The 22,772-nt window shown below is 66.1% G+C and carries 26 protein-coding genes; 10 read left to right on the forward strand and 16 right to left on the reverse strand.

From position 1 onward, the window contains the following. Positions 1–5 precede the first annotated feature (5 nt). The 3 genes from AC24YW_RS29610 to AC24YW_RS29620 are packed head-to-tail and all read right to left on the reverse strand — an operon-like array spanning position 6 to position 3,773. Positions 6–800, reverse strand: a complete 795-nt coding sequence (locus AC24YW_RS29610; protein WP_487486025.1) for an IclR family transcriptional regulator — start codon at positions 798–800, stop codon at positions 6–8. A gap of 16 nt (positions 801–816) precedes the next feature. Further along, positions 817–2,550 carry an FAD-dependent oxidoreductase gene (locus AC24YW_RS29615; protein WP_487486026.1) on the reverse strand — a complete coding sequence of 578 codons (1,734 nt, stop codon included), beginning with the start codon at positions 2,548–2,550 and terminating at the stop codon, positions 817–819. Positions 2,551–2,558: 8 nt separating this feature from the next. Further along, a complete protein-coding gene (locus AC24YW_RS29620; RefSeq protein ID WP_487486027.1) occupies positions 2,559–3,773 on the reverse strand; it encodes an ABC transporter substrate-binding protein in 1,215 nt (404 codons plus the stop codon). A gap of 366 nt (positions 3,774–4,139) precedes the next feature. On the opposite strand from AC24YW_RS29620, the gene AC24YW_RS29625 reads away from it, so the two are divergent. From AC24YW_RS29625 to AC24YW_RS29645, 5 genes are all read left to right on the forward strand, one after another. Further along, a complete protein-coding gene (locus AC24YW_RS29625) occupies positions 4,140–5,441 on the forward strand; it encodes an MFS transporter (protein WP_487486028.1) in 1,302 nt (433 codons plus the stop codon). A gap of 220 nt (positions 5,442–5,661) precedes the next feature. Continuing rightward, a complete protein-coding gene (locus AC24YW_RS29630) occupies positions 5,662–6,123 on the forward strand; it encodes an Hsp20 family protein (protein WP_028181167.1) in 462 nt (153 codons plus the stop codon). A 78-nt stretch (positions 6,124–6,201) separates the two neighbouring features. Then, a complete protein-coding gene (locus AC24YW_RS29635) occupies positions 6,202–6,693 on the forward strand; it encodes an Hsp20/alpha crystallin family protein (RefSeq protein ID WP_487486029.1) in 492 nt (163 codons plus the stop codon). 87 nt (positions 6,694–6,780) lie between these two features. Continuing rightward, on the forward strand, positions 6,781–7,116 hold the full coding sequence (locus AC24YW_RS29640) for a hypothetical protein (RefSeq protein WP_487486030.1): 336 nt from the start codon (positions 6,781–6,783) through the stop codon (positions 7,114–7,116). A 163-nt stretch (positions 7,117–7,279) separates the two neighbouring features. After that, positions 7,280–8,386, forward strand: coding sequence for a trypsin-like peptidase domain-containing protein (locus AC24YW_RS29645; RefSeq protein ID WP_487486031.1), 1,107 nt, complete (start codon positions 7,280–7,282; stop codon positions 8,384–8,386). A 238-nt stretch (positions 8,387–8,624) separates the two neighbouring features. On the opposite strand, the gene AC24YW_RS29650 is transcribed toward AC24YW_RS29645, so the two are convergent. Both AC24YW_RS29650 and AC24YW_RS29655 read right to left on the reverse strand, forming a co-directional pair. Beyond that, entirely contained in the window at positions 8,625–8,801 is a 177-nt protein-coding gene (locus tag AC24YW_RS29650) for a hypothetical protein (RefSeq protein WP_172786903.1), read from the reverse strand. Next, positions 8,798–9,016 (reverse strand): hypothetical protein, encoded by a 219-nt coding sequence (locus tag AC24YW_RS29655; protein WP_487486032.1) that lies wholly within the window; start codon positions 9,014–9,016, stop codon positions 8,798–8,800. Before AC24YW_RS29655 ends, AC24YW_RS29650 begins: the two co-directional genes overlap by 4 nt. 193 nt (positions 9,017–9,209) lie before the next feature. Here AC24YW_RS29655 and AC24YW_RS29660 point away from each other — a divergent pair, with 193 nt between their 5' ends. Then, the gene (locus tag AC24YW_RS29660) at positions 9,210–9,608 is read left to right on the forward strand and encodes a hypothetical protein (protein ID WP_487486033.1); all 399 of its coding nucleotides are present in this window, start codon (positions 9,210–9,212) and stop codon (positions 9,606–9,608) included. 122 nt (positions 9,609–9,730) lie between these two features. Here the strand turns inward: AC24YW_RS29660 and AC24YW_RS29665 are convergent, their stop codons facing one another. Both AC24YW_RS29665 and AC24YW_RS29670 read right to left on the reverse strand, forming a co-directional pair. Further along, complete coding sequence (locus tag AC24YW_RS29665; RefSeq protein ID WP_487486034.1) at positions 9,731–10,618, reverse strand: HpcH/HpaI aldolase/citrate lyase family protein; 888 nt, start codon at positions 10,616–10,618, stop codon at positions 9,731–9,733. Continuing rightward, on the reverse strand, positions 10,618–11,070 hold the full coding sequence (locus tag AC24YW_RS29670) for a MaoC family dehydratase (protein WP_487486035.1): 453 nt from the start codon (positions 11,068–11,070) through the stop codon (positions 10,618–10,620). The genes AC24YW_RS29665 and AC24YW_RS29670 overlap by 1 nt, the downstream gene beginning before the upstream one ends. A gap of 147 nt (positions 11,071–11,217) precedes the next feature. Here AC24YW_RS29670 and AC24YW_RS29675 point away from each other — a divergent pair, with 147 nt between their 5' ends. Then, positions 11,218–12,384 (forward strand): acyl-CoA dehydrogenase family protein, encoded by a 1,167-nt coding sequence (locus AC24YW_RS29675; RefSeq protein ID WP_487486036.1) that lies wholly within the window; start codon positions 11,218–11,220, stop codon positions 12,382–12,384. Positions 12,385–12,404: 20 nt separating this feature from the next. On the opposite strand, the gene AC24YW_RS29680 is transcribed toward AC24YW_RS29675, so the two are convergent. The 9 genes from AC24YW_RS29680 to AC24YW_RS29720 form a co-directional block, all read right to left on the reverse strand. Further along, a complete protein-coding gene (locus AC24YW_RS29680) occupies positions 12,405–13,979 on the reverse strand; it encodes an AMP-binding protein (protein ID WP_487486229.1) in 1,575 nt (524 codons plus the stop codon). Between the two features lie 33 nt (positions 13,980–14,012). Continuing rightward, on the reverse strand, positions 14,013–14,648 hold the full coding sequence (gene upp / locus AC24YW_RS29685) for a uracil phosphoribosyltransferase (protein WP_487486037.1): 636 nt from the start codon (positions 14,646–14,648) through the stop codon (positions 14,013–14,015). Between the two features lie 187 nt (positions 14,649–14,835). After that, positions 14,836–15,213: a hypothetical protein gene (locus AC24YW_RS29690; RefSeq protein ID WP_487486038.1), complete on the reverse strand. Its 378-nt coding sequence runs from the start codon at positions 15,211–15,213 to the stop codon at positions 14,836–14,838. A 48-nt stretch (positions 15,214–15,261) separates the two neighbouring features. Continuing rightward, complete coding sequence (locus tag AC24YW_RS29695) at positions 15,262–15,447, reverse strand: hypothetical protein (protein ID WP_487486039.1); 186 nt, start codon at positions 15,445–15,447, stop codon at positions 15,262–15,264. A gap of 112 nt (positions 15,448–15,559) precedes the next feature. Continuing rightward, positions 15,560–15,997, reverse strand: coding sequence for a hypothetical protein (locus AC24YW_RS29700; RefSeq protein WP_487486040.1), 438 nt, complete (start codon positions 15,995–15,997; stop codon positions 15,560–15,562). Further along, positions 15,984–16,901 (reverse strand): 4-hydroxy-tetrahydrodipicolinate synthase, encoded by a 918-nt coding sequence (dapA, locus tag AC24YW_RS29705; protein ID WP_487486041.1) that lies wholly within the window; start codon positions 16,899–16,901, stop codon positions 15,984–15,986. The genes AC24YW_RS29700 and dapA overlap by 14 nt, the downstream gene beginning before the upstream one ends. Positions 16,902–16,924: 23 nt before the next feature. Next, a complete protein-coding gene (locus AC24YW_RS29710) occupies positions 16,925–17,179 on the reverse strand; it encodes a hypothetical protein (protein ID WP_487486042.1) in 255 nt (84 codons plus the stop codon). Between the two features lie 138 nt (positions 17,180–17,317). Then, a complete protein-coding gene (locus AC24YW_RS29715) occupies positions 17,318–17,596 on the reverse strand; it encodes a hypothetical protein (RefSeq protein ID WP_487486043.1) in 279 nt (92 codons plus the stop codon). 22 nt (positions 17,597–17,618) lie between these two features. Continuing rightward, entirely contained in the window at positions 17,619–18,086 is a 468-nt protein-coding gene (locus tag AC24YW_RS29720) for a hypothetical protein (protein WP_487486044.1), read from the reverse strand. A 598-nt stretch (positions 18,087–18,684) separates the two neighbouring features. On the opposite strand from AC24YW_RS29720, the gene AC24YW_RS29725 reads away from it, so the two are divergent. From AC24YW_RS29725 to kdpB, 3 genes are all read left to right on the forward strand, one after another. After that, positions 18,685–18,774 carry a K(+)-transporting ATPase subunit F gene (locus AC24YW_RS29725; protein WP_018641117.1) on the forward strand — a complete coding sequence of 30 codons (90 nt, stop codon included), beginning with the start codon at positions 18,685–18,687 and terminating at the stop codon, positions 18,772–18,774. A 112-nt stretch (positions 18,775–18,886) separates the two neighbouring features. Beyond that, on the forward strand, positions 18,887–20,590 hold the full coding sequence (gene kdpA / locus AC24YW_RS29730; RefSeq protein ID WP_487486045.1) for a potassium-transporting ATPase subunit KdpA: 1,704 nt from the start codon (positions 18,887–18,889) through the stop codon (positions 20,588–20,590). A gap of 24 nt (positions 20,591–20,614) precedes the next feature. Further along, on the forward strand, positions 20,615–22,732 hold the full coding sequence (kdpB, locus tag AC24YW_RS29735; RefSeq protein WP_487486046.1) for a potassium-transporting ATPase subunit KdpB: 2,118 nt from the start codon (positions 20,615–20,617) through the stop codon (positions 22,730–22,732). The last annotated feature ends 40 nt before the right edge of the window (positions 22,733–22,772 follow it).

A 22,772-nucleotide genomic window follows, 5' to 3' on the forward strand; every position in this document is an offset into this window, starting at 1 on the left:
GGCGGTCACTCCGCCGCAACCGTTATCCCGTGGCCCAGCCGCTTGGAGATGCCCCCCGCACAGTCGCGCAGCGCGTGCGCGATCGGGCTGTCCCAGCGGGCATCAAAGGTGCCTTCCGGGCCCATCGCGGTGATGACCAGCGCGACGTGGCCGGAATGATCGAACACCGGCGCGGAGAACGCGTTGACGCCGGGGAGGGGATCGCCGAGCGCACGGGCGAGGCCGTGCTTGCGCACCTCGGTCAGCATCTCGGCGACCTTGGCCCCCTTCACGGCGCGCTTCGGATTGTAGCCGACGCCATGGCGGTCGAGGCCGCTGTCGAGCGCGGCGCTGATCGTCTTCTCCGGCAGGAACGCCGCGAAGGCGCGGCCGGTCGCGGTCTCCAGCAGCGCCATCACCGAGCCGACGCGCATCACGATGTGCACGGGCTGGGCCGGCTCTTCGAGCTGCACCACGGTCGGCCCGTGCGTGCCCCAGACCGCGAGCGAGACGGCGTGGCCGATCTGGCTCGCGAGGCCCGCGATCTTCGGACGCGCGATGCGCACGCCGGAGAGGCGGCGCAGGCTGATCAGGCCGAGCTCCAGCGCCAGCGCGCCGATCTCGTAGCGGCCGGTGCTCTCGTCCTGCTCGATCAGCCCGATGCGGGAGAAGCTGGCGAGATAGGGATGCGCCTTGGCCGGCGACATGCCGGCCTCGCGGGCGAGATCGCGCAGCATCATCGGTTCGCCGCTCTTTGCGAGCGCGCGAAGCAATTCTCCGCCGACCTCGATCGACTGGATGCCGCGGCTCTCTCTCTTCATGCGCCTCCTGGCGTGATTAAGCCGCGTCGCGCTTGGCGGCGCTGTCGGCAAGATGTCGGCCGGCAATGTAGCCGAAGGTCAGCGCCGGCCCAAGCGTGATGCCGGCGCCGGGATAGTTGCCGCCCATGATGCTCGCCATGTCGTTGCCGGCGGCATAGAGGCCTGGAATCACCCGGCCCTCGGCATCGAGCGCCCGCGCATTCGCGTCGGTGACGATGCCGGCATAGGTGCCGAGATCGCCGATCACCATCTTGATGGCGTAGAACGGCCCGTTCTCGATCGGTGCGACACAGGGGTTCGGGCCGTGCAGCGCATCGCCCTGGTAGCGGTTATAGGCCTTCGAGCCCTTGCCGAAGGCGGCATCCTGTCCCAGCGGCGCCGTCACGTTGAACTGCCTGACCGTCTCGACGAACGCCTTGGCGTCAATGCCGGCTTTCGCCGCCAGCGCTTCCAGCGTGTCGCCGCGCATGAGATAGCCGGTCTTCAAATGCCGACCCAGCGGCATCGGGAAGGGCGGCACGCATCCGAGGCCGTATGTCCGCAACGTCTTGTGGTCGCAGACCAGGAAAGCGGCGATCTCCTCGCCGGGCTTGGCCGCCTTGATCATGGCCTGGACGAAGTCGTGATAGGAATTGCCTTCATTGGCAAAACGCCTGCCGTCGCGCATCACCGCGATCACGCCGGGCTTGGCGCGGTCGATGAAGTGCGGCATCACGCCTTTGGAGCCGTCCTTGCGCGTGGTCAACGACACCGGCACCCAGGCCGCCGCGTTCGGCAGGCGATCCTCGATACGGCCGCCGGCGCCTTCCGCAAGGCGCAGGCCGTCGCCGGTGTTGCCGGTTGGCCCTGGCGAATAATGCTCAACGCCGGTCGGAGCGTGCGGGAACATCTGCTTGCGCCGCTCGACGTCATGCGGAAAGCCGCCGCAGGCGAGCACGACGCCCTGCCGTGCACGAACGCGCACCTCGCGTCCCTCGCGCGAGACGATGGCGCCGGTCACGGTGCCGTTCTCGACCGTCAGCTCCCGCACCGGCGAGGACAGCCACATCGGAATCTTCAGGTCGAGCGCGGACTTTGCCAGGCGCCCGGCGAGGGCATTGCCATTGGTGAGCGTCATGCCGCGGCCATGGCGCAGCACATCCATGAGATGCCGCGACAGGCGCTTGGCGACATAGACCGCCGAGGTCAGCGACTTCGTCACGCGCATGAAGTGGATGATCTCCTTGCCGGAGCCTAACATCATGCCGAACACGGTGAGCTCGGGCAGCGGCATGCCGAGCGATTTGATGAGATCGCCGAGCTCGCGGCCGTCGAACGGGCGCGTCACCATGGAGCGGCCGCCCTGGGCGCCGCCGGGCGCTTCGGCGTGGTAATCGGGAAACACCAGCGGCATGTCGAAGCGCAGCGCGGTCTTGGTGGTGAAGAAATCGACAGCTTCAGGGCCGGCGCTCAGAAAGGCATCGACGCGTGCTGCGTCGTAATTGTTGCCGGCCTCGTGCCGCAAATACGTGCGGGCCTGCTCCGGCGTCTCTTCGATGCCGTAGGCTTTCGCCAGCGAGGTGCCGGGGATCCAGAGCCAGCCGCCGGAGCGGGCCGTGGTGCCGCCGAAGCGCGGCTCCTTCTCGACGATCAGCACGTTGAGCCCGCGATAACGCGCGGTGATCGCGGCCGACATGCCGGAGCAACCCGATCCGGCCACAAGCACGTCGCACTCGTAGGTCTCCGTGGCGCCATGCTCGTTGCCAGCCATATCGGGCCTCACTTCTTCAGGAGCGGACATTTGGACTCGGAGACCGGACGGAAGGCGTCCTCGCCCTTCACGGTCTTGACGATGTCCAGATAATCCCACGGCTCCTTGGACTGCTCGGGGGTCTTCACCTTGGCGAGATACATATCGCGGATGACACGACCGTCCTCGCGCAACTTGCCGCCATGGACGAATGTATCCTCGATCGGCAGCTCGCGCATCTTGGCCATCACCTTGGCGGAATCGTCGGTGCCGGCGGCCTTGATCGCCTTGAGATAATGCAGCACCGCGCCGTAGACCCCGGTCTGGATCATGGTCGGCATCACCTTGGTGCGCTCGTAGAACTTCTTCGACCAGGCGCGGGTGGCCTCGTCCATGGCCCAGTAGGACGCCGTGGTCATATAGGTGCCCTGCGCGGCCTTCAGGCCGATGGCGTGCACGTCGGTGTCGAACATCAAGAGGCCGACCAGCTTCTGGCCGCCCTGGACCAGGCCGAATTCGCCGGATTGCTTGATGGCGTTGTCGGTGTCCTGGCCGGCATTGGCGAAGGCGACCACGTCGGATTTCGAGCTCTGCGCCTGCAGCGCGAAGGAGGAGAAATCGGCGGTGTTGGTTGGATGTTTGACGCCGCCGAGCACCTTGCCGCCCATCTCGTTGATGAAACGCGTGGCATCCTTCTCGAGCTGTTGGCCGAAAGCATAATCGGCCGTGATGAAGTACCAGGACTTGCCGCCTTCCTTGATCACGGCGGAGGCCGTCACCTTGGAGAGCGCATAGGTGTCGTAGGTGAAATGCACGGTGTTCGGGCTGCACAGCTCGTCGGTCAGCGAGCTCGCGCCGGGGCCGGAGAGCAGGGCAACCTTGCCGCGCTCGCGCACCATGTTGTGCACGGCGATGGCGATGCCGGAATTGGGAATGTCGACGACAGCGTCGACCTTGCTGTTGTCGAACCAGCCGCGGACGATCTGCACGCCGACATCGGTCTTCATCTGGTGGTCGGCGCTGATGATCTCGATCGGCTTGCCGAGCACGGTCGGCCCGAATTCCTCCACGGCCATCTTGGCGGCCTCGACCGAGCCCGGCCCAGAGTTGTCGCGGCCCCAGCTCGACAGATCCGTCAGCACGCCGATCCGCACCGCGTCGTCGGACACTTGCGCGCTGGCACCTGTGGTCATGGCAGCCGAAGTCATGGCCGCGAGCGCGGCGCAGGCCAGAAGCCCTCTCATCGTCGTTTCCTCTCTTCTTGGCCGCTTGGCGCGGCAGGGTTGTTATGGAGGTAAATTAGATAATAGCAAATTAGTTTGTCAATGGCGAACAACGGCTGTCGGGCCGGTTCCACGATGGCCGGGTGATGCCGCGTAAGGAGCGCTCCTGCCTCAACACCCGTCATTGCGAGCGAAGCGAAGCAATCCAGAGTCTTTCCGCGGAGGCGGTCTGGATTGCTTCGTCGCAAGGGCTCCTCGCAATGACGGGTGTTGCGCACCTGCGCACAAAATCCCGCGCCCGTTATCCTGTGAGAGACAACACCTCCACAGATTGCAACCACCACAACGTTTGGCCATGATGCCGTCCGGAATCCTTTGGGGCAGGGCATGACGGCAGCAACGGGGGTCTCCGCTTCCGCGGAGAGATCGACGACGGCGCATGTGGTATGGGCGAGTGCGCTTGGCACCGCGATCGAGTGGTACGATTTCCTGATCTACGGCACGGCGGCGGCGCTGGTCTTCAACAAGCTGTTCTTCCCGAGCTTCGATCCCGTCGTCGGCACGCTCGCGGCATTCTCGACCTATGCGGTCGGCTTCGTCGCGCGGCCGATCGGCGGCGCCATGATCGGGCATTACGGCGACCGGCTCGGCCGCAAGACCATGCTGGTTGCGACCATGATCGCGATGGGGCTCGGCACCTTCCTGATCGGGTGCCTGCCGACCTACGATCAGATCGGCGTCTGGGCGCCGATCCTCCTCGTGATCCTGCGTTTCGTTCAGGGCATCGGGCTCGGGGGCGAGTGGAGCGGCGCGGTCGTGATGGTGATCGAGCACGCCGGCAATCGCCGCGGCTTCTACGGCAGCCTGGTGCAGGTCGGCTTTCCCGTCGGCGTCGCCGCCTCCACCGGCATTTTCGCCCTGATGACGAAGCTGCCCGAGGCGGACTTCCTCAGCTGGGGCTGGCGCGTGCCGTTCCTGATCAGCATTCTGCTGGTCGGCGTCGGCTTCCTCGTGCGGCTCAAGCTGGCGGAGACACCTCACTTCAAGGAGATCGTCGAGCGCAAGGAGGTGCTGGCGCAGCCGGCCCTCGAAGTGCTGCGCCGCGACTGGCGCAGCTTTCTGCTGGCGATCGGCATCACGGTGTCGGAGGTCGGGCTCGCTTATCTCCTCACCGTGTTCACGGTGGTTTACGCGACAACCAGGCTCGGCCTGCCCCGGCAGGTGATCCTGGATGCCGTGGTCTATGCCGCGATCGTCGAGTTTGCGACGCTGCCGCTGGCCGGCTGGCTGTCCGACATCTTCGGACGCAAGGCGCTGTATCTGGCCGGCGGCGTCTTCTCGGTGGCGCTGGCGTTTCCGCTGTTCTGGTTCCTCGACACCAGGGAGCCGGCGCTGATCACGCTCGCGCTCGTCGTCACAATGACGCTCACCCATGCGCTGCTGTTCGGGCCGAAGGCCGCGTTCATGCCGGAGCTGTTTCGCACCCAGGTGCGCTACAGCGGCGCCTCGCTCGGCGCCAACGTCGCGGCAGCGCTCAGCGGCGGCTTCTCGCCGCTGATCGCGGCTGCGCTACTGGCATGGGCCGGCTCGTACTGGGCGGTGTCGGTCTACATCGTCGCGCTGTCGGTCATTACGATCATCGCGACGCTGCTGGCGCCGGAGACGGCACGGGGAGCGCTGAGATCCTGAGGATCAGCCCGGCGGGCCGGGGGCCTGGCGGCTCGAAAAATTTTTTGGGCCGGCCCCTTGAAACCGGTTTCCGGCCTTCTAAGTCGTTTTTCGCCGCGAGAGCGGTGTGCCGGGTGCCAAATCGGGCCCGGCACGGGCGCCGGGCAGGTCGTTTCAGACCCGTCTGAAATCCCCGCCTTGCGCTCCTTCGTATCCATCTTGCTCTTTGGAGGACTTGGTTATGAGGACCAGTTTCGACTTCGCGCCCCTGTGGCGTTCCACCATCGGCTTCGACCACCTGGCCGACCTCGTCGACAGTACGCTGCGCCAGGCGACCGAGGACAATTATCCGCCCTACAACATCGAGCGCTCCGGCGAAGACCATTACCGGATCAGCCTTGCGGTGGCAGGCTTCGGCGCCAGCGACATCACCGTGACGGCCGAACAGAACGCGCTCACCATCGAGGGCAGGAAGCCCGAGACGGCCGCGCGGGAATATTTGTATCAAGGCATCGCCGCGCGTCCGTTCCGGCGCGTGTTCAACCTCGCCGATTACGTCCAGGTGAAGCAGGCCTCGTTCCAGGACGGGCTCCTGATCATCGACCTCGTCCGCGAGGTTCCGGAAGCCATGAAGCCGCGCCGCATTCCGATCGCGGGCGGCGCTCCTGCGGCATCGCAGATCGAGCAGAAGAAAGCAGCCTGAGCGCTCGATCGAAGCGGTTAACGGAACGCGGCGCGCGCGTGCGCGGGCCGCGCTTTCCGATGCATGAAGGAGGGTACCATGGCTTTTCGTGATCTCATTCCCTGGTCGAAAAACCAGGAGCTTGCGCCGACGCGCGACACTTTCGATCCGTTCCTGACGCTTCACCGCGAGATGAACCGTCTGTTCGACGATGTCTTCCGCGGCTTCGGGGCGACCGGCCTGTCGCCGCTGATGGAAGGCCGCTTCGGCTGGCCGAAGGTCGAGCTCAGCGAGACCGACAAGACGCTGGCCGTTTCGGCCGAGCTCCCCGGCCTGACCGAGAAGGACGTTCAGGTCGAGATCGCCAATGGCGTCCTCACCGTCCGTGGCGAGAAGAAAGCCGAGCGCGGCGGCGAAGGCAGGTTCTTCACCGAGCGCTATTACGGCGCCTTCGAACGGCAGATTCCGCTGGAGGGTGTCGAGGAGGACAAGGCCGAGGCGTCGTTCAAGAACGGCGTCCTGACCGTGTCGCTGCCGAAATCGGAGAAGGCGCGCGAAGGCGTCAAGCGCATCGCGATCAATACGCATTAACATCAAGCGGGACGGCGGCGATTGGCGCCGCCGTCTCATCGCCAACGAGCCGTCCCCCTGGAAAGGAGCATGTGGGAGACTTAACCGATGACCAACGTCAACAGAAGTTCCGGCACTCTCAATCCGCTGTTTCATCCTGCCGCCCACTACGACTCGCCTGCCGACGTCCTGAATGCCGAGGAGCTCTCGTCGCCCGAGAAGCGCATCATCCTGTCGTCCTGGGCATCGGACATGTACGCGGTCGAATCCCATCCCGCCTTGCGCGAGATTCCCGGCATGAGCCACACGGTCCGGCTCGCCGACATTCTGGCCGCCTTGCGCAAGCTCGACGGTGACAACGACAATGACGACCCGCCGCGGGGCGGCGGCGTGCCGATGCGGTTGCGGCGGCCATGGGCCGCCGCCGAAGGGCAGGCGGCATGATGGTCACGCCGGCCGTCCTCGCCCTCGTGCTGCTCGGCCAGGCGACGGCAGCCTGGACCGTCCCGCTTCTGGCTCTGCACGGCTGGATCGTCGCATCAGGCGACGAAGGCTGAAGCACCGAGGTTTCGACTATCCCCCAACACAACGCGGCAGGGTGACGATGATGAATGCTGTGCGTCTGCTGTTCCTGGCCTTGCTGATGCTGGCGCTGACGGCGTCGCAGCCTGCCGCCGGCCAGATTCCGGATCCGAAGACGGGCGGCCCGCTGCCGACCCTGGCGCCGCTGGTGCGCCAGGTGACGCCCGCGGTGGTCAACATCTCCGTGCACGGCCGCGTGCGCGAGGACAACCCGCTCTATCGCGATCCGCTGTTTCGCGAATTCTTCGACGTTCCCCGGCAGATCGAGAAGGAGGTCAATGCGACCGGCTCCGGGGTCATCGTCGACGCCCAGCGCGGCTATGTGCTGACCAACAATCACGTGGTCGAGGGCACCTCCGCCGTTCAGATCACCACCAAGGACGGCCGGCAGTTCTCGGCCAAGGTCATCGGCCGCGATCCGCCCACGGACGTCGCGGTGCTCCAGGTCCAGAACCCGGTCGGGCTCAAGGCGCTTGCCTTCGGCGATAGCGATGGGCTCGATGTCGGCGACTTCGTGCTCGCGATCGGCAATCCCTTCGGCCTCGGCCAGACCGTGACCTCGGGGCTCGTCAGCGCGCTGGGCCGCACCGGGCTCGGCAAGCAGGGTTATGAGGATTTCATCCAGACCGACGCGGCGATCAATCCCGGCAATTCCGGCGGCGCGCTGGTCAGCCTGCGCGGCGAGCTCGTCGGCATCAACTCGGCGATCATCTCGCCGGCGGGCGGCAATGTCGGCATCGGCTTTGCCATCCCGGTCAACATGGCGCGCAAGGTGATGGAGCAGATCATCGTGAGCGGTCGCGTCGAGCGCGGCCGCATCGGCATTTCGCTGAAGGACCTGCATCCGTCGGTCAACAAGGGATTGAACCAGGGCGCCGTCATCGCCGAGATCGCGTCGGATTCGCCCGCAGAGAAGGCGGGCCTGCGCAAGGGCGACATCGTCACCGGCGCCGACGACCGCCCGATCCGCACTGCCGCCCAGCTCCGCAACACGATCGGCCTGGCACGGATCGGCGAGGACGTGAAGCTCACGCTGCTGCGCAACGGTGCGCCGTTCACCGCCACGGTGCGCGTGGCGCCCGCAGCCGCGCCGAGCAGCGCGCTCGCAGGCCCCAATCGCCTCGTGCGCTGAAACGGATGCGGGGACGAACCGCGGAAGCGGTTCGTCCTGTGATGGCGGGGCTATCGTATTTGAATTTTGCAGAGGTCGTCATGCCCGGGCTTGTCCCGGGCATCCACGTTCTTTGTGCTGCGTGGAAAGGCGTGGATGGCCGGGACAAGCCCGGCCATGACGTTGTCGAGATAGTCGGTGCCCGGAGCCACATCTCAATGCGATTGCCCTGGGGTGTCGGCGCGCGTGACCTCCCAACTCAGGCCGCGCGGTGATCCCATTCGCCTTGCAGGTCCCGGATCAGCCGCCGCTCGCGTTCGATGCGCTGGCGATAGAGCTCGCGCTCATGCTCGCTCTTGGCGCTGGCGAGAAGCAGCTCGTAATGGCCGATGACCTTCTCGCTGCCGCGGATGAGCAGGTCGCGCTGGCTGTTCATTGCGCCATCCCCAATGCGCCAGCAGACACTTCGGGGGCACGGAATCCGACGGGGAAGGTCGCTGCGGTCAGGCCATCGAGCGCCGATCGCTCTTCGGCGAGGCGTCTCTCGATGAACTGGCGCTCCAGCTGCGACAGCCTGGTCTTCAGCAGGCGCCGGTAGCGGTGGATGTTGTTGCGGTGCGCACGAATGCGGGCCAGATTCTCATCGAGCATCGTCGTCTCTCCAGACGGTCGCGTTAGATCCTTTGGTTTTTTCGAGGATGAGAAGGTCTCTTCTCGGCGAAAAAAATATTCAGCGGATGAGCGGTGTCAAGATGTCCGCGCGATTGCCTTTTGTTGGCCGGCAAGCGAACCTCGTGTGGCCATATTTGAGCAGGAGTGATCTGTCGCCAAGGGAGGCGCTCCGATGACCAAGGCACTGATCACTGCTGTCGCAATGCTCGTCTGCGTGCCCGCGGGCGCGCTCGCGCAGGAGCGCGCGGGCGATGCGGCGCTCGGCGCGGTCTCGGGTGCGGTGGTGCTGGGGCCGGTCGGTGCAGTCGCCGGCGCCTTGATCGGCTACACGGCCGGACCGTCGATCGCGCGTTCCTGGGGCCTGAGAGGCTCGCACTCGGCACGGCACCGGCCGCCGCCGCGTCGCGCCGCCGCGACCGGCAGCCCGCCGCGCACGCGCGAGGCGATGGCCGCCAACGGCCAGATGAGAGCTGCCGGCAATCCGGCTCCGCCGGTCCAGGCTCCGCCGGTTCAAGCCGCCCCTGCCGCGCCGGCGTATTCCCCGGCACCGCCCGTTCAGGGGTTCGACTGAGGCCGGCAGCTTCGGGCTGCAGTCTATAGCGCGATGGTTTTGGTTTGAATCGACTGCCGCGGGCCGGTCACCTCTCCCGCAAGCGGGAGAGGGAGCGCACCTCCTCCTTGCAGCATTGAATCTCATTTCGCTTTAGCTGACGCGGCTTGCGTCCCGCTCGAGGCTTCGCCGAGAATCTTCATCGCCGCGCGAAGGTGCGGCTTGTCGATCATCTGACCGTCGAGCCGCAGCGTGCCGGAATTGGGATTGCTCGCGAACGCCGCGATCACCTTCTCCGCCCAGCCGCGCTCGGCCTCCGTCGGCGCGAAGGCCGCGTTGACGATGTCGACATGCTTGGGGTGGATCAGGGCCTTGGCCGAAAAACCGTCGCGGCGCGCGGCGCGCGTCTCCTGCTCGAGGCCGGCGAGATTGTCGATGTCGGTGTAAACGGTATCGATCGGGGCGACCTCGGCGGCGGCCGCCGCCATCAGGCAGAGATCGCGCGCGAGGCGATAGGGGCTGTGGAACACGCCGCCGCTCGCCTTCTCGGTAGCACCGAGCGAAGCCGACAGGTCTTCCGCGCCCCACATCAACCCGGCGAGGCGAGGGGAGCAGCCCTTGTAGCTGCCGAGTCCGAAGATCGAGCCGGCGGTCTCCGTCGCGACGCAGACGATGCGGGTCGCGCCGATCGCGATGCCGGAGGCGGCTTCCAAAGCTTCGAGCCAGGTCGCGACCTGACGCACGTCGTCGCCGCCTTGCGATTTCGGTAGCACGATGCCGTCGGGCCTGCCCGGCATGATCGCGGCGAGATCGGCCAGCGTCGTGCCGGTGTCGAGCGCGTTGACGCGGACGTAGAGCTGATGCGGGCCGGGGCGGCCCTTCAGCATCGAGAGCGTCAGCTCACGCGCCTCCGCCTTCTTCTCGGTGACGACGGAATCCTCGAGATCGATGATCAGCGCGTCGGCCTTGCCTTCGCTCGCCTTCTCGAATTTACGCGGGGAATCCCCCGGCACGAACAGCATCGAACGCATCAGACCGGCCTCTTGTGCATCATCGCCATGCGGCGGCATTTGCCGACGATCTCGTCGTTCTGGTTGAGCGCGTGGTGCTCGAACTCGACGATGCCGGCCTTGGGCCGCGATCTGGAGTCCCGCACAGAGAGCACCTTTGTCGTGGCCCGCAAGGTGTCGCCATGGAAGACCGGCTTTGGAAAGGTGACGTCGGTCATGCCGAGATTGGCGACGGTGGTGCCCAGGGTCGTATCATAGACCGTCATGCCGATCATGATGCCGAGCGTGTAAAGGCTGTTGAAAATGCGTTGGCCGAACTCGGTCTTCTCGGCGAAATGCGCGTCGATGTGCAGCGGCTGCGGATTGAGCGTCAGCAGGCTGAATAGGGTGTTGTCCATCTCCGTGACGGTCCGGGTCAAGGGATGCCTGAACTCCTGGCCCACGGAAAAATCCTCGAAATAAAGTCCGGCCATCGCGGTTTCCTCCTCACGAAATAACGGCGCGCGCGTCACGTCGCGCCGCATGACGCCATGCATGGTTGGCACACTTCGCAGGCAAATTCACGTATCTGCCTGTGGTTTTTCGAGCTAAAGAACGCTTGGCGAAGGGAGATCAAGACCATGGATTTCGCGCTCACCGATCAGCAGGAAGCCATTCGCGACGCCATCGCCAAGATCTGCGAAGGCTTTCCCGACGCCTATTGGCTGAAGAAGGACCACGACGGCGGCTTCCCGCACGACTTCCACAAGGCCTTGGCGGATGCCGGCTGGCTCGGCATCTGCGTGCCCGAGGAATATGGCGGCTCCGGCCTCGGCATCACGGAAGCCGCGATCATGATGCGCACCATCGCCGAGTCGGGCGCCGGCATGTCCGGTGCCTCGGCGGTGCATATCAACGTGTTCGGGCTCAACCCCGTCGTCGTGTTCGGGACCGAGGAGCAGCGCAGGCGCATGCTGCCGCCGATGGTCGAGGGCCGCGAGAAGGCGTGCTTCGCCGTCACCGAGCCGAACACCGGCCTCAACACCACCCAGCTCAAGACCCGCGCGGTCGCCAAGAACGACCGCTACATCGTCAACGGCCAGAAGGTGTGGATCTCGACCGCGCAGGTCGCGCACAAGATCCTGCTGCTGGCGCGCACCACGCCGCTGGAGGAGGTACGCTCGCCGACCCACGGGCTCAGCCTGTTCTACACCGATTTCGACCGCAACAAAATCAAGGTCCACGAGATCGAGAAGATGGGCCGCAAGATCGTCGATTCCAACGAGCTGTTCTTCGAGGACTTCGAGATCCCGATGGAGGACCGCATCGGCGAGGAGGGCAAAGGCTTCGAGTACATCCTCGAAGGCATGAACCCGGAGCGCATCCTGATTGCGGCGGAAGCCGTCGGCCTCGGCAAGCTCGCGCTGTCGCGCGCGACCGAATACGCCAAGACGCGAATCGTGTTCAACCGCCCGATCGGCAAGAACCAGGGCATTCAGCATCCGCTTGCGGTGAACTGGGTCGAGCTCGAGGCGGCCTGGTTGATGGTGATGTCGGCGGCCTGGCAATACGACAAGGGCATGCCCTGCGGCGCCGCGGCCAATGCGGCAAAGTATCTTGCGGGGGAAGCGGGCTTCTCGGCCTGCGAGCAGGCGGTGATGACCCATGGCGGCTTCGGCTACGCCAAGGAATTCCACGTCGAGCGCTATTTGCGCGAGGTGCTGATCCCGCGCATCGCGCCGGTCAGCCCGCAGCTCGCGCTCAGCTTCATCGCGGAAAAGGTGCTGGGGCTCGCCAAATCGTACTGAACAAGTCGCACTGAACGGGTCTATTCGGCGGCGATCCGCTCCATCGCCATGGCGCGAAGCCTGGCGCGCTGGATCTTCACGCCGTTGGCACTGTCGGTGACGGGGAAGGCGTCCACGACATAGATCCGCGCCGGCACCTTGTAGCCGGCGAGCCGCTCGCGCAGACGCGCGATCAGCGTCTCCTGCATCGGCGGCTCCGTTGTCGGGATCACGAAGGCGACGCAGCGCGCCTGGCCCTTGAGATCGACCGCGACGACCTGGGCGTCGGCGACACCTGTGCAGGATTTGAGCTCGTCCTCGATCTCGCCGGGCGCGACCAGGAAGCCGCCGAGCCGCATCGCATCGCCGGCGCGGGTCTCGTAGACGAAGGAGCCGTCGCCGCGCAGCCGGCCGATGTCGCCGGTGCGGAAGAAGCCGTCGGCGGTGATCGCCTCGGCCGTCGCCTCCGGGTTGTTGAAATAGCCGAGGAAGCGCGAGGGCGCGCTGATCTCGATCTCGCCGGAGACGCCGCTGGCCGCAAGTTCTCCGGTCTCGACATCGCGCACGCGGACTTTCGCCTCCGGCGACATCGGCCAGCCGCCACCCTCGATCCGATCGGCGAAGGCATCACTGGGGCGGCCGATCGAGAACAGCGCCTGCACCTCGCTCGAACCGTAGAGGCCGAACAGCTTCAGGCCGCGCGCTTCGGCCTCCGCGGCCAGCTCGCGCCAGCCGGGCTGGAACGCGGCGAAGCCGCAGATTTCGAGATGCGGAAACGGGCGCGGCGCATCGGTGATGGCGAGGATGCGCCGGAACATCTCGTCCGAGCCGAAGGAATGCGTGATCCGTCGCGTGCTGAGGATCTGCAGCGCCGACGCTGCGTCGAAGGCATCGAGCACATGAATGGTCGCTCCGCTCGCGATGAAACCGAGCAGGCTCGTCATGCCGAAGGTGCCGCAGAACGGCAGCATGGCCAGCAGCGAATGACGGTGGGAATCGAGCTGGAGCGCGTCGGCGACGGAGGCGGCATGCGTCGCCAGCGTCGCTTGCGAATGCGCGACCAGCTTCGGCCCCTTGGTCGTGCCCGACGTCGTGTAGAGCAGCACGGGCAGGTCGACGTCATCCTGGGACGGCAGAGCTGGCGGGTAAGGCGTCTCGAACGCATCGAACCGCACGCAGGGCCAGCGTGCCGGGATCGCGTTCGCGCCGACCACGGCAAGCCGTTGCAGCGCGGGCACCTCGGCCCCGGCGACATCGGCGAGGATGGCGGCAAAATCGATGGCGCGGAATGCCGCCTCGACCACCATGAGCTTCGCGCCTGACAGCTTGAGCAGGTGCGCGACGTCCGCGCTGCGGTAGCGCGTATTGACCGCGGCGACGACCGCACCGAGCCGTGCGGCGGCGAACAGCAGCGTCAGCCATTCAACCCGGTTGACCAGCCAGACCGCGACGACGTCGCCTTTGCCGATGCCTTGCGCGGCAAGCCAGGCGGCGGTCTGCTCGACCTTTAGCGAGAATTCCGCGCGCGAGACGGCCGTGCCGTCGAATACCAGGGCAGGGTCGGCGGCGGTCTCGGTCCGGAGCAGCGATTGCAGCGAAAAATCGTTGGCACTCATGGCCATCGGACTAACCCGGTCGCGCCAACCTGTCTACTTGGTGCCGAACATCCGGTCGCCGGCATCGCCGAGGCCCGGCACGATGTAGCCGTGGTCGTTGAGCCGCTCGTCGATCGCGGCAGTCCAGATCGGCACGTCGGGGTGCTCGCTCTGGAACTGGGCGATGCCCTCGGGGGCGGCCAGCAGGCAGACGAAGCGGATGTCCCGGGCGCCGCGCGCCTTGAGCAGGGTGGCGCCGGCGCAGGCGGAATTGCCGGTCGCCAGCATCGGGTCCATCAGGATCACGGTGCGGTCGGACAGGTCCTGCGGCGCCTTGAAGTAATATTCCACGGCCTGCAACGTTTCGGGGTCGCGGTAGAGCCCGATATGGGCGATGCGCGCCGAGGGCATCAGCGCCAGCATGCCGTCGAGGAAGCCGACGCCGGCGCGCAGGATCGGCGCCAGCGTGAGCTTCTTGCCGGCGATCTTCGGGGCCTGCATGGCCGCAATCGGCGTCTCGATCTCGACCAGCTCCAGCGGCAGGTCGCGCGTCACCTCGTAGCCGAGCAGCATCCCGATCTCGTTCAGGATCTCGCGAAAGCTCTTGGTCGAGCGGTCCTTCTCCCGCATCAGGGAGAGCTTGTGCTGGACCAGGGGGTGGGCGACGACGTTGACTTTGCCAGTGCTCATGAAATCGCTCTACACGGTTCCGTGAAACTGCGCCAGATCGGACGGGCTTTTTCCGCGGGACAGCCGGCCTCACGCCGCGCTGCGGCGGGCTAGCCGTCAGAGGCTGGGCTCGCGCTGACGCGTATGCCGAGCAGCAACGCGCCCATCAATGCGATCAGGATGACGATCTTGAGTTCGACCATGTCCGTTATCTCACACGGCTTCCCAGACGCCGCTTCAGCCCGTCCAGCCATCGTGCTGCCAGCGCGACCAGCGGATTGCCCTGGTTCGCGACATCGAGCTCGAAGGTTCGGGTCGGAAACACCAGCGCGCATCGTACCGGTGCGCTCTGCCGTCGCGCGAACTCGATCGCGGAACTCCTGAACAGAAAGAGCCCACCGGCGCGCCCCCTCGACTCGCGGGCGACCCAGAGCCGGGCCCGGTTGCGTCCGATGAAGAAAGCGGGAATGGCGGCACTGACGACGTCAGGGTCGAGCGGCTTGAGTCTCGCCGCCGCGCCGATTTCAGCCGTCGCCCTTCGCGACTTCGGCATGCGGTGTGCGGCTTGAAGGGCGATCGCGGCCATGGCGGCCTCCTCACACATCTGCAAGGTCATGACGTCTGCCCGCGTCGGTCAGGCCGGGAGATGCCAGATATGGATTGCGGTTCTCAGCGCGATCAGCGCGGTGAGCACGCTGCCCATCGCGAGCAGGCCGAGCGCCTGGAGCGCGATACGCTTGAGCTGGGCCTTGCGCGCATCGGAGATGCGCACCGGGCGTTCAGCGAGAGGCCGGCCAAGGTCATGTGTCAGGATCGACATTTTGGAGTCCTCATTCCTGGTGCGGCGAGACGGCCCGCGCCAATCTGTCGTTCATGATGTCGATCGCCGCGTAAGATTGCGAGATGAGCGCCGGCATGCCCGCATAGGAATGTCATAGGGATGCCGATCCTCGCGCCGGCAGCCCTCTGAAGAGATCGGGCGTCCGCCTCGGCCGGGCGGCCCGCGACGGTGGGGGATCCGAATGCGCGATCCCCGCCGCGGCAGCAAAGGCGTGGCGCAGCCGCGGCGCCTCGATCTGCTTGCAGAAGCCGGCCAGAATGTCCGCCGCGTTCTGTAGCTGGCCGCTGATGGCCGCGCAGAGCTGCGCGCTGGTTCGCCTGAAGAAGTGGAACGTTTCCTCGCCGGCCGAGCGCCCCCTGAGGCGATCGAGCTCAGAGGCGAGTGCGGCGACGTTGAGCCTGTCGGCTTCATCCCGCGTCACGGCGAAGCGGAGCAGCGCCAGCTCCCAGGCGTGGAGCAGCCTGTGAGATTCGTCGACCCGGCTCCGCATGCAATAGCCGGACGGCCCCGGCGCGTCAGGCTCCGACACTGTCAATCAATTCCTCATCGGCGATCGCAGCGAATGCGCGCACCACGCTTCTCTGCGCGGCTGCGTCCAGCGGCACGATCGGCAGCCTTGTGGCGGCCGCCGTCAGGCCGAGAACGCTGAGGGCGTATTTGAGCGCGGCCGGACTCTCCCTGGACAGGCAGGCGATGAGCGGGATCAGGCGCTTGTGCAGATAACGGGCCGATTGCAGCCGGCCCTGCCGGACATGCGAGAAGATCGTCCGGCAGAGATCCGGCGCGATGTTGGCGACCTCCGAGATCACGCCGTCGCCGCCGTCCGCGATCAAGCCGAACGCGGTGGTGTCGTCGCCGGAGAGAAAGCGAAAGCTTGCCGGCAAGTTGCGGGACAGCCGCATCGGACGGGTGATGTCACCGCTCCCGTCGCGCAGGCCGACGAACTGGCGGGACTCGACCAGACGCAAAAGCGTCTCGTCGGCGAGCGGGCGCAGCGTGCGGGAGGGAACGTCGTGCAGGATCACGGGAAGGCCGATCGCGCCGGCAACCGCCCGGAAATGTGCCAGCATGCCCTCCTGCATCGGCTTGTTGTAGGCGGGCACGACCGACATGACGGCATCGGCGCCGGCCGCTTCCGCGCGCCGCGCCAGCTCGATGGCGCGGCTGGTTGCGTTTGAGACCGCGCCGGCGATGATCCGCACGCGGCCACGCGCGACATCGACCGCGGTGCGGATGACGAGCTCCTGCTCGGCCGGCGAGAGCGTCGGTGCCTCGCCGGCCGTCTCGCAGACCAGGATGGCGGGAGCGCCCGCCGCGACCTGTCGTTCGCACAGTGCGGCGAAAGCCTCGAGATCGATGGCATCTGCCGCGTCGAACGGGGTCGGCAGGTCCGGAATGAATCCGGTGAACCAGGCGGCGGGAGGGATGAGCATGGTTTTCCCCTGTCGGCGCCGGCTCAGGCGGCGCGCTGCGAGACGACGGTGCCGGGGCGCTTGCTCATGTCGAGCTCGATCTCGCGCGGCAGCTCGACGATGGTTTCCGGATGCTGTCCGTTCTCGAACAGCGCATATTTGATCGCCTGGGCGCGGCTGACGAACAGGCCGCCATAGAGGCCGCTCTGCTCCTGGGCGACCCATTGTCCGCGGCGATTGCGGCCGATGAAGACGACGGTCGAGGGCGAGCTGCACGAGGGAGGTTCGACGAGTTTCACGGGATTATTCCTTCTGAACGACGCCGGCTTCGGACGAGATCCTCGCCGGTGTGCTCAATATCCTCAGTCGCGAATATGATTTCGAGGGCGGGTGAGCCGCGATCTCATAGGAAGATCATAAAGCCGGAACTGTGCCGTTCAGGCCGGATCAATGACGACGTGGACCAGCGCGAACAGCGCGCCGAACGCGACAGCCTCGTCCCAATGATTGAGCCCAGCGCCGAACAGCGGCTCCCGCCTGACGAGGCTGGCGAGTGCGCACAGGACGATCGATATCCAGAGCAGGACGGCAAGGCTCCGGCCGAAGCCGACGCTGCCGAATGCGGCAAAGCCCATGAGCAGCACGAGGCGGACGGCGAATCGCGCGATCACGCGCGCCGGGTTCAGCATGCGCGGCATGTCCGGAGCTTGCGGCATGGCGTCGATCCGTCGGGCGCGTCTAGGCGAAATTGTCGCAGACGACCGGCTCATAGAGCGGAGCCGGGACGGGACGAACGGAAGGAACGCTCGGTCGCGACACATCCGTAGCCAGCGCCCGCACGTCGAGGAATGCCGATAACAGGGCGAGTGCGAGGTCGGCATGGCGGGCCTCGACCGCGGCATCCAGCCAGTCCGGCAGCTCGCGCTCGCGCGACAGCGCGCAATGCCACTCGCCGTCATCGTAGGCGATGCGGCGGACCTGCCACATCGGCAGCTCCAGCTCCATCAGCGCCAGCGCCGCGTCGGCCCATGCCTCGGCGTCGATCAGGCGCATGAGACGTTCGGTGCGGCGGTCCCGGCCGAGCGAGGGGACGCGCCGGCAGGCCGTTTCGATGATCTCGATCATCAACGGTCGCGTCATCGCCGGCGCATTGCGCAGGCGATCGCCGAGTGATGGCGGATCAAAGCGTCGGAGAGCAGCGGTCATGTCAGGCCTCCTGGAGGTGGCGTCGGTCAGTCGGCCGGCCTCTCCAAGATGGCGGGAACGGCATTTGAAAACGAGATGACAAGGAAGCGGGAGATATAGAGATTTCATAAACGGGCGGGGCTTTCGGCGCGTACGCTTCGTCCTTCGAGGCGGCGCTGACGCGCCTCCTCAGGATGAGGCTCATCGGCTTCAGCGCCCGTTGAAACTGCGGCCGCGCACGCCGCCCTCATCCTGAGGAGCCCGCCTCAAGCGGGCGTCTCGAAGGATGGCCGCGGGAACGCTCTCAGTCGCGATAGCCCTGCGCCGGGACGGGCCGGCCCTTTATGAGATTCCTATAACTCTGCCATAGCCCTCATCTCGAAAACCTATGTCCCGAGTGGCACCTCAGTGCAGAGTTCCAGGCGGGCGCCGCGGGACATGTCCCGTGGTTGATCCATCGCAAGCTGCCTGCCGGAATCAGAGACATGGTTGCGTTAAAGACAGAGCGCAACGAGGAGATTTCCCATGATGGACATTCTCATGCTGGCGCTGGGCTTCGGCCTCTTCGCGCTCGCGATCGGTTACACCTACGCCTGCGAACGGCTTTGAGGAGCGGATCATGATCTTCGACTACGCGCTTGCCGGCGCCGTCTCGTTCGGCCTCCTGGTCTATCTCACCTATGCGCTGCTGCGGCCCGAGCGGTTCTGACCCATGCTGCTGCTCGTCCAATTGCTGCTGGCCGACGCTGCGCTCGTCGCGGCTCTGCTTGCGCTGCTCCTGCCGCTGTTGCGCCGGACCCAAAGCCTGAAGGGTTGATGCTATGACCGTGATCGGTTGGTTCCAGATCATTCTTTACTGCGCCATCATCGTCGCGCTGACCAAGCCACTCGGCTGGTACATGACGCGCGTGTTCAACGGCGAGCGCACCTTCCTGTCGCCCGTGCTGCGCCCGGTCGAGGCCGGCATCTACTGGATCTCCGGTGTCGATGAGAAGCGCGAGCAGCACTGGATGACCTACACGGTCGCCATGCTGTTGTTTCATGTCGGCGGCTTCCTCATCATCTACGGCCTGATGCGGCTCCAGTCCATGCTGCCCTTCAATCCGGCCGACATGTCGGCGGTCGCGGAAGACCTGTCGTTCAACACCGCGATCTCCTTCATCACCAACACCAACTGGCAGAACTACGGCGGTGAGAGCACGCTGTCCTACCTGACCCAGATGGTCGGGCTCACGCACCAGAATTTTCTGTCGGCGGCAACCGGCATCGTGCTGGCCGTTGCCCTGATCCGTGGCTTTGCCCGCGCCTCGATGCGCACCGTCGGCAATTTCTGGGTCGATGTGACACGTTGCACCCTTTATATCCTGCTGCCGATCTGCGTCGTCTACGCGCTGTTCCTGGTGTCGCAGGGCATGCCGCAGACGCTCGGGGCCTATGTCGAGGCGACCACGCTCGAAGGCGCCAAGCAGACCATCGCGGTCGGCCCGGTCGCCTCGCAGGTCGCGATCAAGATGCTCGGCACCAACGGCGGCGGCTTCTTCAACGCCAATGCCTCGCACCCCTTCGAGAACCCGACCGCGCTGTCGAACTTCGTGCAGATGCTGTCGATCTTCGCGCTCGGCGCGGCCCTCACCAACGTGTTCGGCCGCATGGTCGGCAACCAGCGCCAGGGCTGGGCGATCCTCGCCGTGATGGGCGTTCTGTTCGTTGCAGGCGTTGGCGTCTGCTATTGGGCCGAAGCCAACGGCACCTCGACCATGCAGGCGCTCGGCCTGAGCGGCGGCAACATGGAAGGCAAGGAGGTTCGCTTCGGCATCGTCGCATCCTCGCTGTTCGCCGTGATCACCACGGCCGCCTCCTGCGGCGCCGTCAACGCCATGCATGACAGCTTCACCGCGCTCGGGGGCATGATCCCGTTGATCAACATGCAGCTCGGCGAGATCATCGTCGGCGGCGTCGGCGCCGGCATGTACGGCATGCTGCTGTTCGTCATCCTCGCGATCTTCGTCGCAGGGCTCATGGTGGGCCGCACCCCGGAATATGTCGGCAAGAAGATCGAGGCGCGTGAGGTCAAGATGGCGATGCTGGCCATTCTCGTCCTGCCGCTGATGATTCTCGGCTGGACCGCCGTCGCCGTGGTCTATCCGGCGGCGGTCGCCTCGATGGCGAATGCCGGACCGCACGGCTTCACCGAAGTGCTGTACGCCTTCACCTCGGGGGCGGCCAACAACGGCTCGGCCTTCGCGGGCCTCACCGGCAACACCTTCTTCTACAATCTCACGCTCGCCAGCGCGATGTTCGTCGGCCGCTTCTTCATGATCGTCCCGGCCATGGCGATCGCGGGCTCGCTTGCGGCCAAGAAGTCGATCCCGCCGTCGATGGGCACGTTCCCGACCACCGGCGGCCTGTTCGTCGGCCTCGTCGTCGGCGTCATCCTGATCATGGGCGGCCTGACCTTCTTCCCGGCGCTCGCGCTCGGTCCCATCGTCGAGCATTTGGCGATGAACGCCGGCAACCTGTTCTGATCCAGCTCTTTCGGAGTGACCGCCATGGAACCCGTCCATAAACCCAACAAGCGCATGCCGGTGTCGGCGATGCTGGATACCAGGATCGTGATGCCGGCGATCGGCGCGGCCTTCGCCAAGCTCGATCCGCGCGCCATGATCAAGAACCCCGTGATGTTCGTCGTCGAGATCGTGGCCGCGCTCACCACCGTGATCTTCCTCCGCGACCTCGTCACCGGCGGCGAGAATCTCGGCTTCACTTTCCAGATCATTCTGTGGCTGTGGTTCACCGTGCTGTTCGCCAACCTTGCCGAAGCGGTGGCCGAAGGCCGCGGCAAGGCGCAGGCCGAGACGCTGCGCAAGACCCGCACCGAGAGCCAGGCCAAGCTCCTGAGCGGCGCGGGCCGCGATTACAAGCTCGTGCCCGGCACCAGCCTGAAGGTCGGCGACCTCGTTCTGGTCGAGGCGGGCGACACGATCCCCTCGGACGGCGAAGTCATCGAGGGCGTTGCCTCCGTCAACGAGGCCGCCATCACCGGCGAGTCCGCGCCAGTGATCCGCGAATCCGGCGGCGACCGTTCGGCGGTGACCGGCGGCACGCAGGTACTGTCGGACTGGATCCGCGTGCGCATCACGGCAGCTCAGGGCTCGACCTTCATCGACCGCATGATCAAGCTGGTCGAGGGCGCCGAGCGGGCGAAGACGCCGAACGAGATCGCGCTCAACATCCTGCTCGCCGGCCTCACCATCATCTTCGTGTTCGCCACCGTGACGATCCCGAGCTATGCCGCCTATGCCGGCGGCTCGATCTCGGTGATCGTGCTTGTAGCGCTGTTCGTGACGTTGATCCCGACCACGATCGGTGCGCTGCTCTCGGCGATCGGCATCGCCGGCATGGACCGCCTGGTGCGCTTCAACGTGCTGGCGATGTCGGGCCGCGCGGTCGAGGCCGCCGGCGACGTCGACACGCTGCTGCTGGACAAGACCGGCACCATCACGCTCGGCAACCGGCAGGCGACCGCATTCCGTCCCGTGCGCGGTGTCACCGAGCAGGAGCTGGCGGACGCCGCCCAGCTCGCCTCCCTCGCCGACGAGACCCCGGAAGGCCGCTCCATCGTCGTGCTGGCGAAGGAGAAGTACGGCATCCGCGGCCGCGACATGGCCGAGCTCGGCGCCACCTTCGTTCCGTTCACGGCGCAGACCCGCATGAGCGGCGTCGATGCCGGCGGCTCGTCGGTGCGCAAGGGCGCGGTCGACGCCATGCTGAATTATGTCGGCGGCGGCGCTCCGACTGCGGTCGCTTCCGGCAACACGGCGAGGGCGACGCAGCCTGCCGCGCTTTCCGATCTCGGCCGCGAGATCCAGGCCATTGCCGACGACGTGTCGAAGTCCGGCGGCACGCCGCTGGCCGTCGCCAGGGATGGCAAGCTGCTCGGGATCGTCCAGCTCAAGGACATCGTCAAGGGCGGCATTCGCGAACGCTTTGCCGAACTGCGTCGCATGGGTATCCGCACCATCATGATCACCGGCGACAACCCGATGACGGCGGCGGCCATCGCGGCCGAGGCTGGCGTCGATGACTTCCTGGCGCAGGCAACGCCCGAGGACAAGCTCAAGCTGATCCGCGACGAGCAGGCCAAGGGCAAGCTGGTGGCGATGTGCGGCGACGGCACCAACGACGCGCCGGCGCTCGCCCAGGCCGACGTCGGCGTCGCCATGAACACCGGCACCCAGGCCGCTCGCGAGGCCGGCAACATGGTAGACCTCGACTCCAACCCGACCAAGCTGATCGAGGTGGTCGAGATCGGCAAGCAGCTCCTGATGACGCGCGGCGCGCTGACGACGTTCTCGATCGCCAACGACGTCGCGAAGTATTTCGCGATCATCCCGGCGCTGTTCCTGGCGTTCTACCCGCAGCTCGGCGTGCTCAACGTCATGAACCTGTCGAGCCCGCAGAGCGCCATCCTGTCCGCGATCATCTTCAATGCGCTGATCATCATCGCGCTGATTCCGCTGGCGCTGAAGGGCGTCGCCTACCGCGCCGTCGGTGCCGGCGCACTGCTCCGGCGTAACCTCCTGATCTACGGGCTCGGCGGCATCGTCATTCCCTTCATCGGCATCAAGGCGATCGACCTCGTCGTGACCGCCTTGCACTTGGCTTGAGTTCGTCATTGCGAGCGAAGCGAAGCAATCCAGAAATGCC

The sequence above is a fragment of the Bradyrhizobium sp. USDA3516 genome, assembly GCF_057651995.1.

Coding starts and splice junctions, on each gene's coding strand:
- AC24YW_RS29610 (WP_487486025.1), bottom strand. CDS start 800: ATGAAGAGAGAGAGCCGCGGCATCCAGTCGATCGAGGTCGGCGGAGAA.
- AC24YW_RS29615 (WP_487486026.1), bottom strand. CDS start 2,550: ATGGCTGGCAACGAGCATGGCGCCACGGAGACCTACGAGTGCGACGTG.
- AC24YW_RS29620 (WP_487486027.1), bottom strand. CDS start 3,773: ATGAGAGGGCTTCTGGCCTGCGCCGCGCTCGCGGCCATGACTTCGGCT.
- AC24YW_RS29625 (WP_487486028.1), top strand. CDS start 4,140: ATGACGGCAGCAACGGGGGTCTCCGCTTCCGCGGAGAGATCGACGACG.
- AC24YW_RS29630 (WP_028181167.1), top strand. CDS start 5,662: ATGAGGACCAGTTTCGACTTCGCGCCCCTGTGGCGTTCCACCATCGGC.
- AC24YW_RS29635 (WP_487486029.1), top strand. CDS start 6,202: ATGGCTTTTCGTGATCTCATTCCCTGGTCGAAAAACCAGGAGCTTGCG.
- AC24YW_RS29640 (WP_487486030.1), top strand. CDS start 6,781: ATGACCAACGTCAACAGAAGTTCCGGCACTCTCAATCCGCTGTTTCAT.
- AC24YW_RS29645 (WP_487486031.1), top strand. CDS start 7,280: ATGAATGCTGTGCGTCTGCTGTTCCTGGCCTTGCTGATGCTGGCGCTG.
- AC24YW_RS29650 (WP_172786903.1), bottom strand. CDS start 8,801: ATGAACAGCCAGCGCGACCTGCTCATCCGCGGCAGCGAGAAGGTCATC.
- AC24YW_RS29655 (WP_487486032.1), bottom strand. CDS start 9,016: ATGCTCGATGAGAATCTGGCCCGCATTCGTGCGCACCGCAACAACATC.
- AC24YW_RS29660 (WP_487486033.1), top strand. CDS start 9,210: ATGACCAAGGCACTGATCACTGCTGTCGCAATGCTCGTCTGCGTGCCC.
- AC24YW_RS29665 (WP_487486034.1), bottom strand. CDS start 10,618: ATGCGTTCGATGCTGTTCGTGCCGGGGGATTCCCCGCGTAAATTCGAG.
- AC24YW_RS29670 (WP_487486035.1), bottom strand. CDS start 11,070: ATGGCCGGACTTTATTTCGAGGATTTTTCCGTGGGCCAGGAGTTCAGG.
- AC24YW_RS29675 (WP_487486036.1), top strand. CDS start 11,218: ATGGATTTCGCGCTCACCGATCAGCAGGAAGCCATTCGCGACGCCATC.
- AC24YW_RS29680 (WP_487486229.1), bottom strand. CDS start 13,979: ATGAGTGCCAACGATTTTTCGCTGCAATCGCTGCTCCGGACCGAGACC.
- upp (WP_487486037.1), bottom strand. CDS start 14,648: ATGAGCACTGGCAAAGTCAACGTCGTCGCCCACCCCCTGGTCCAGCAC.
- AC24YW_RS29690 (WP_487486038.1), bottom strand. CDS start 15,213: ATGGCCGCGATCGCCCTTCAAGCCGCACACCGCATGCCGAAGTCGCGA.
- AC24YW_RS29695 (WP_487486039.1), bottom strand. CDS start 15,447: ATGTCGATCCTGACACATGACCTTGGCCGGCCTCTCGCTGAACGCCCG.
- dapA (WP_487486041.1), bottom strand. CDS start 16,901: ATGCTCATCCCTCCCGCCGCCTGGTTCACCGGATTCATTCCGGACCTG.
- AC24YW_RS29715 (WP_487486043.1), bottom strand. CDS start 17,596: ATGCCGCAAGCTCCGGACATGCCGCGCATGCTGAACCCGGCGCGCGTG.
- AC24YW_RS29720 (WP_487486044.1), bottom strand. CDS start 18,086: ATGACCGCTGCTCTCCGACGCTTTGATCCGCCATCACTCGGCGATCGC.
- AC24YW_RS29725 (WP_018641117.1), top strand. CDS start 18,685: ATGATCTTCGACTACGCGCTTGCCGGCGCCGTCTCGTTCGGCCTCCTG.
- kdpA (WP_487486045.1), top strand. CDS start 18,887: ATGACCGTGATCGGTTGGTTCCAGATCATTCTTTACTGCGCCATCATC.
- kdpB (WP_487486046.1), top strand. CDS start 20,615: ATGGAACCCGTCCATAAACCCAACAAGCGCATGCCGGTGTCGGCGATG.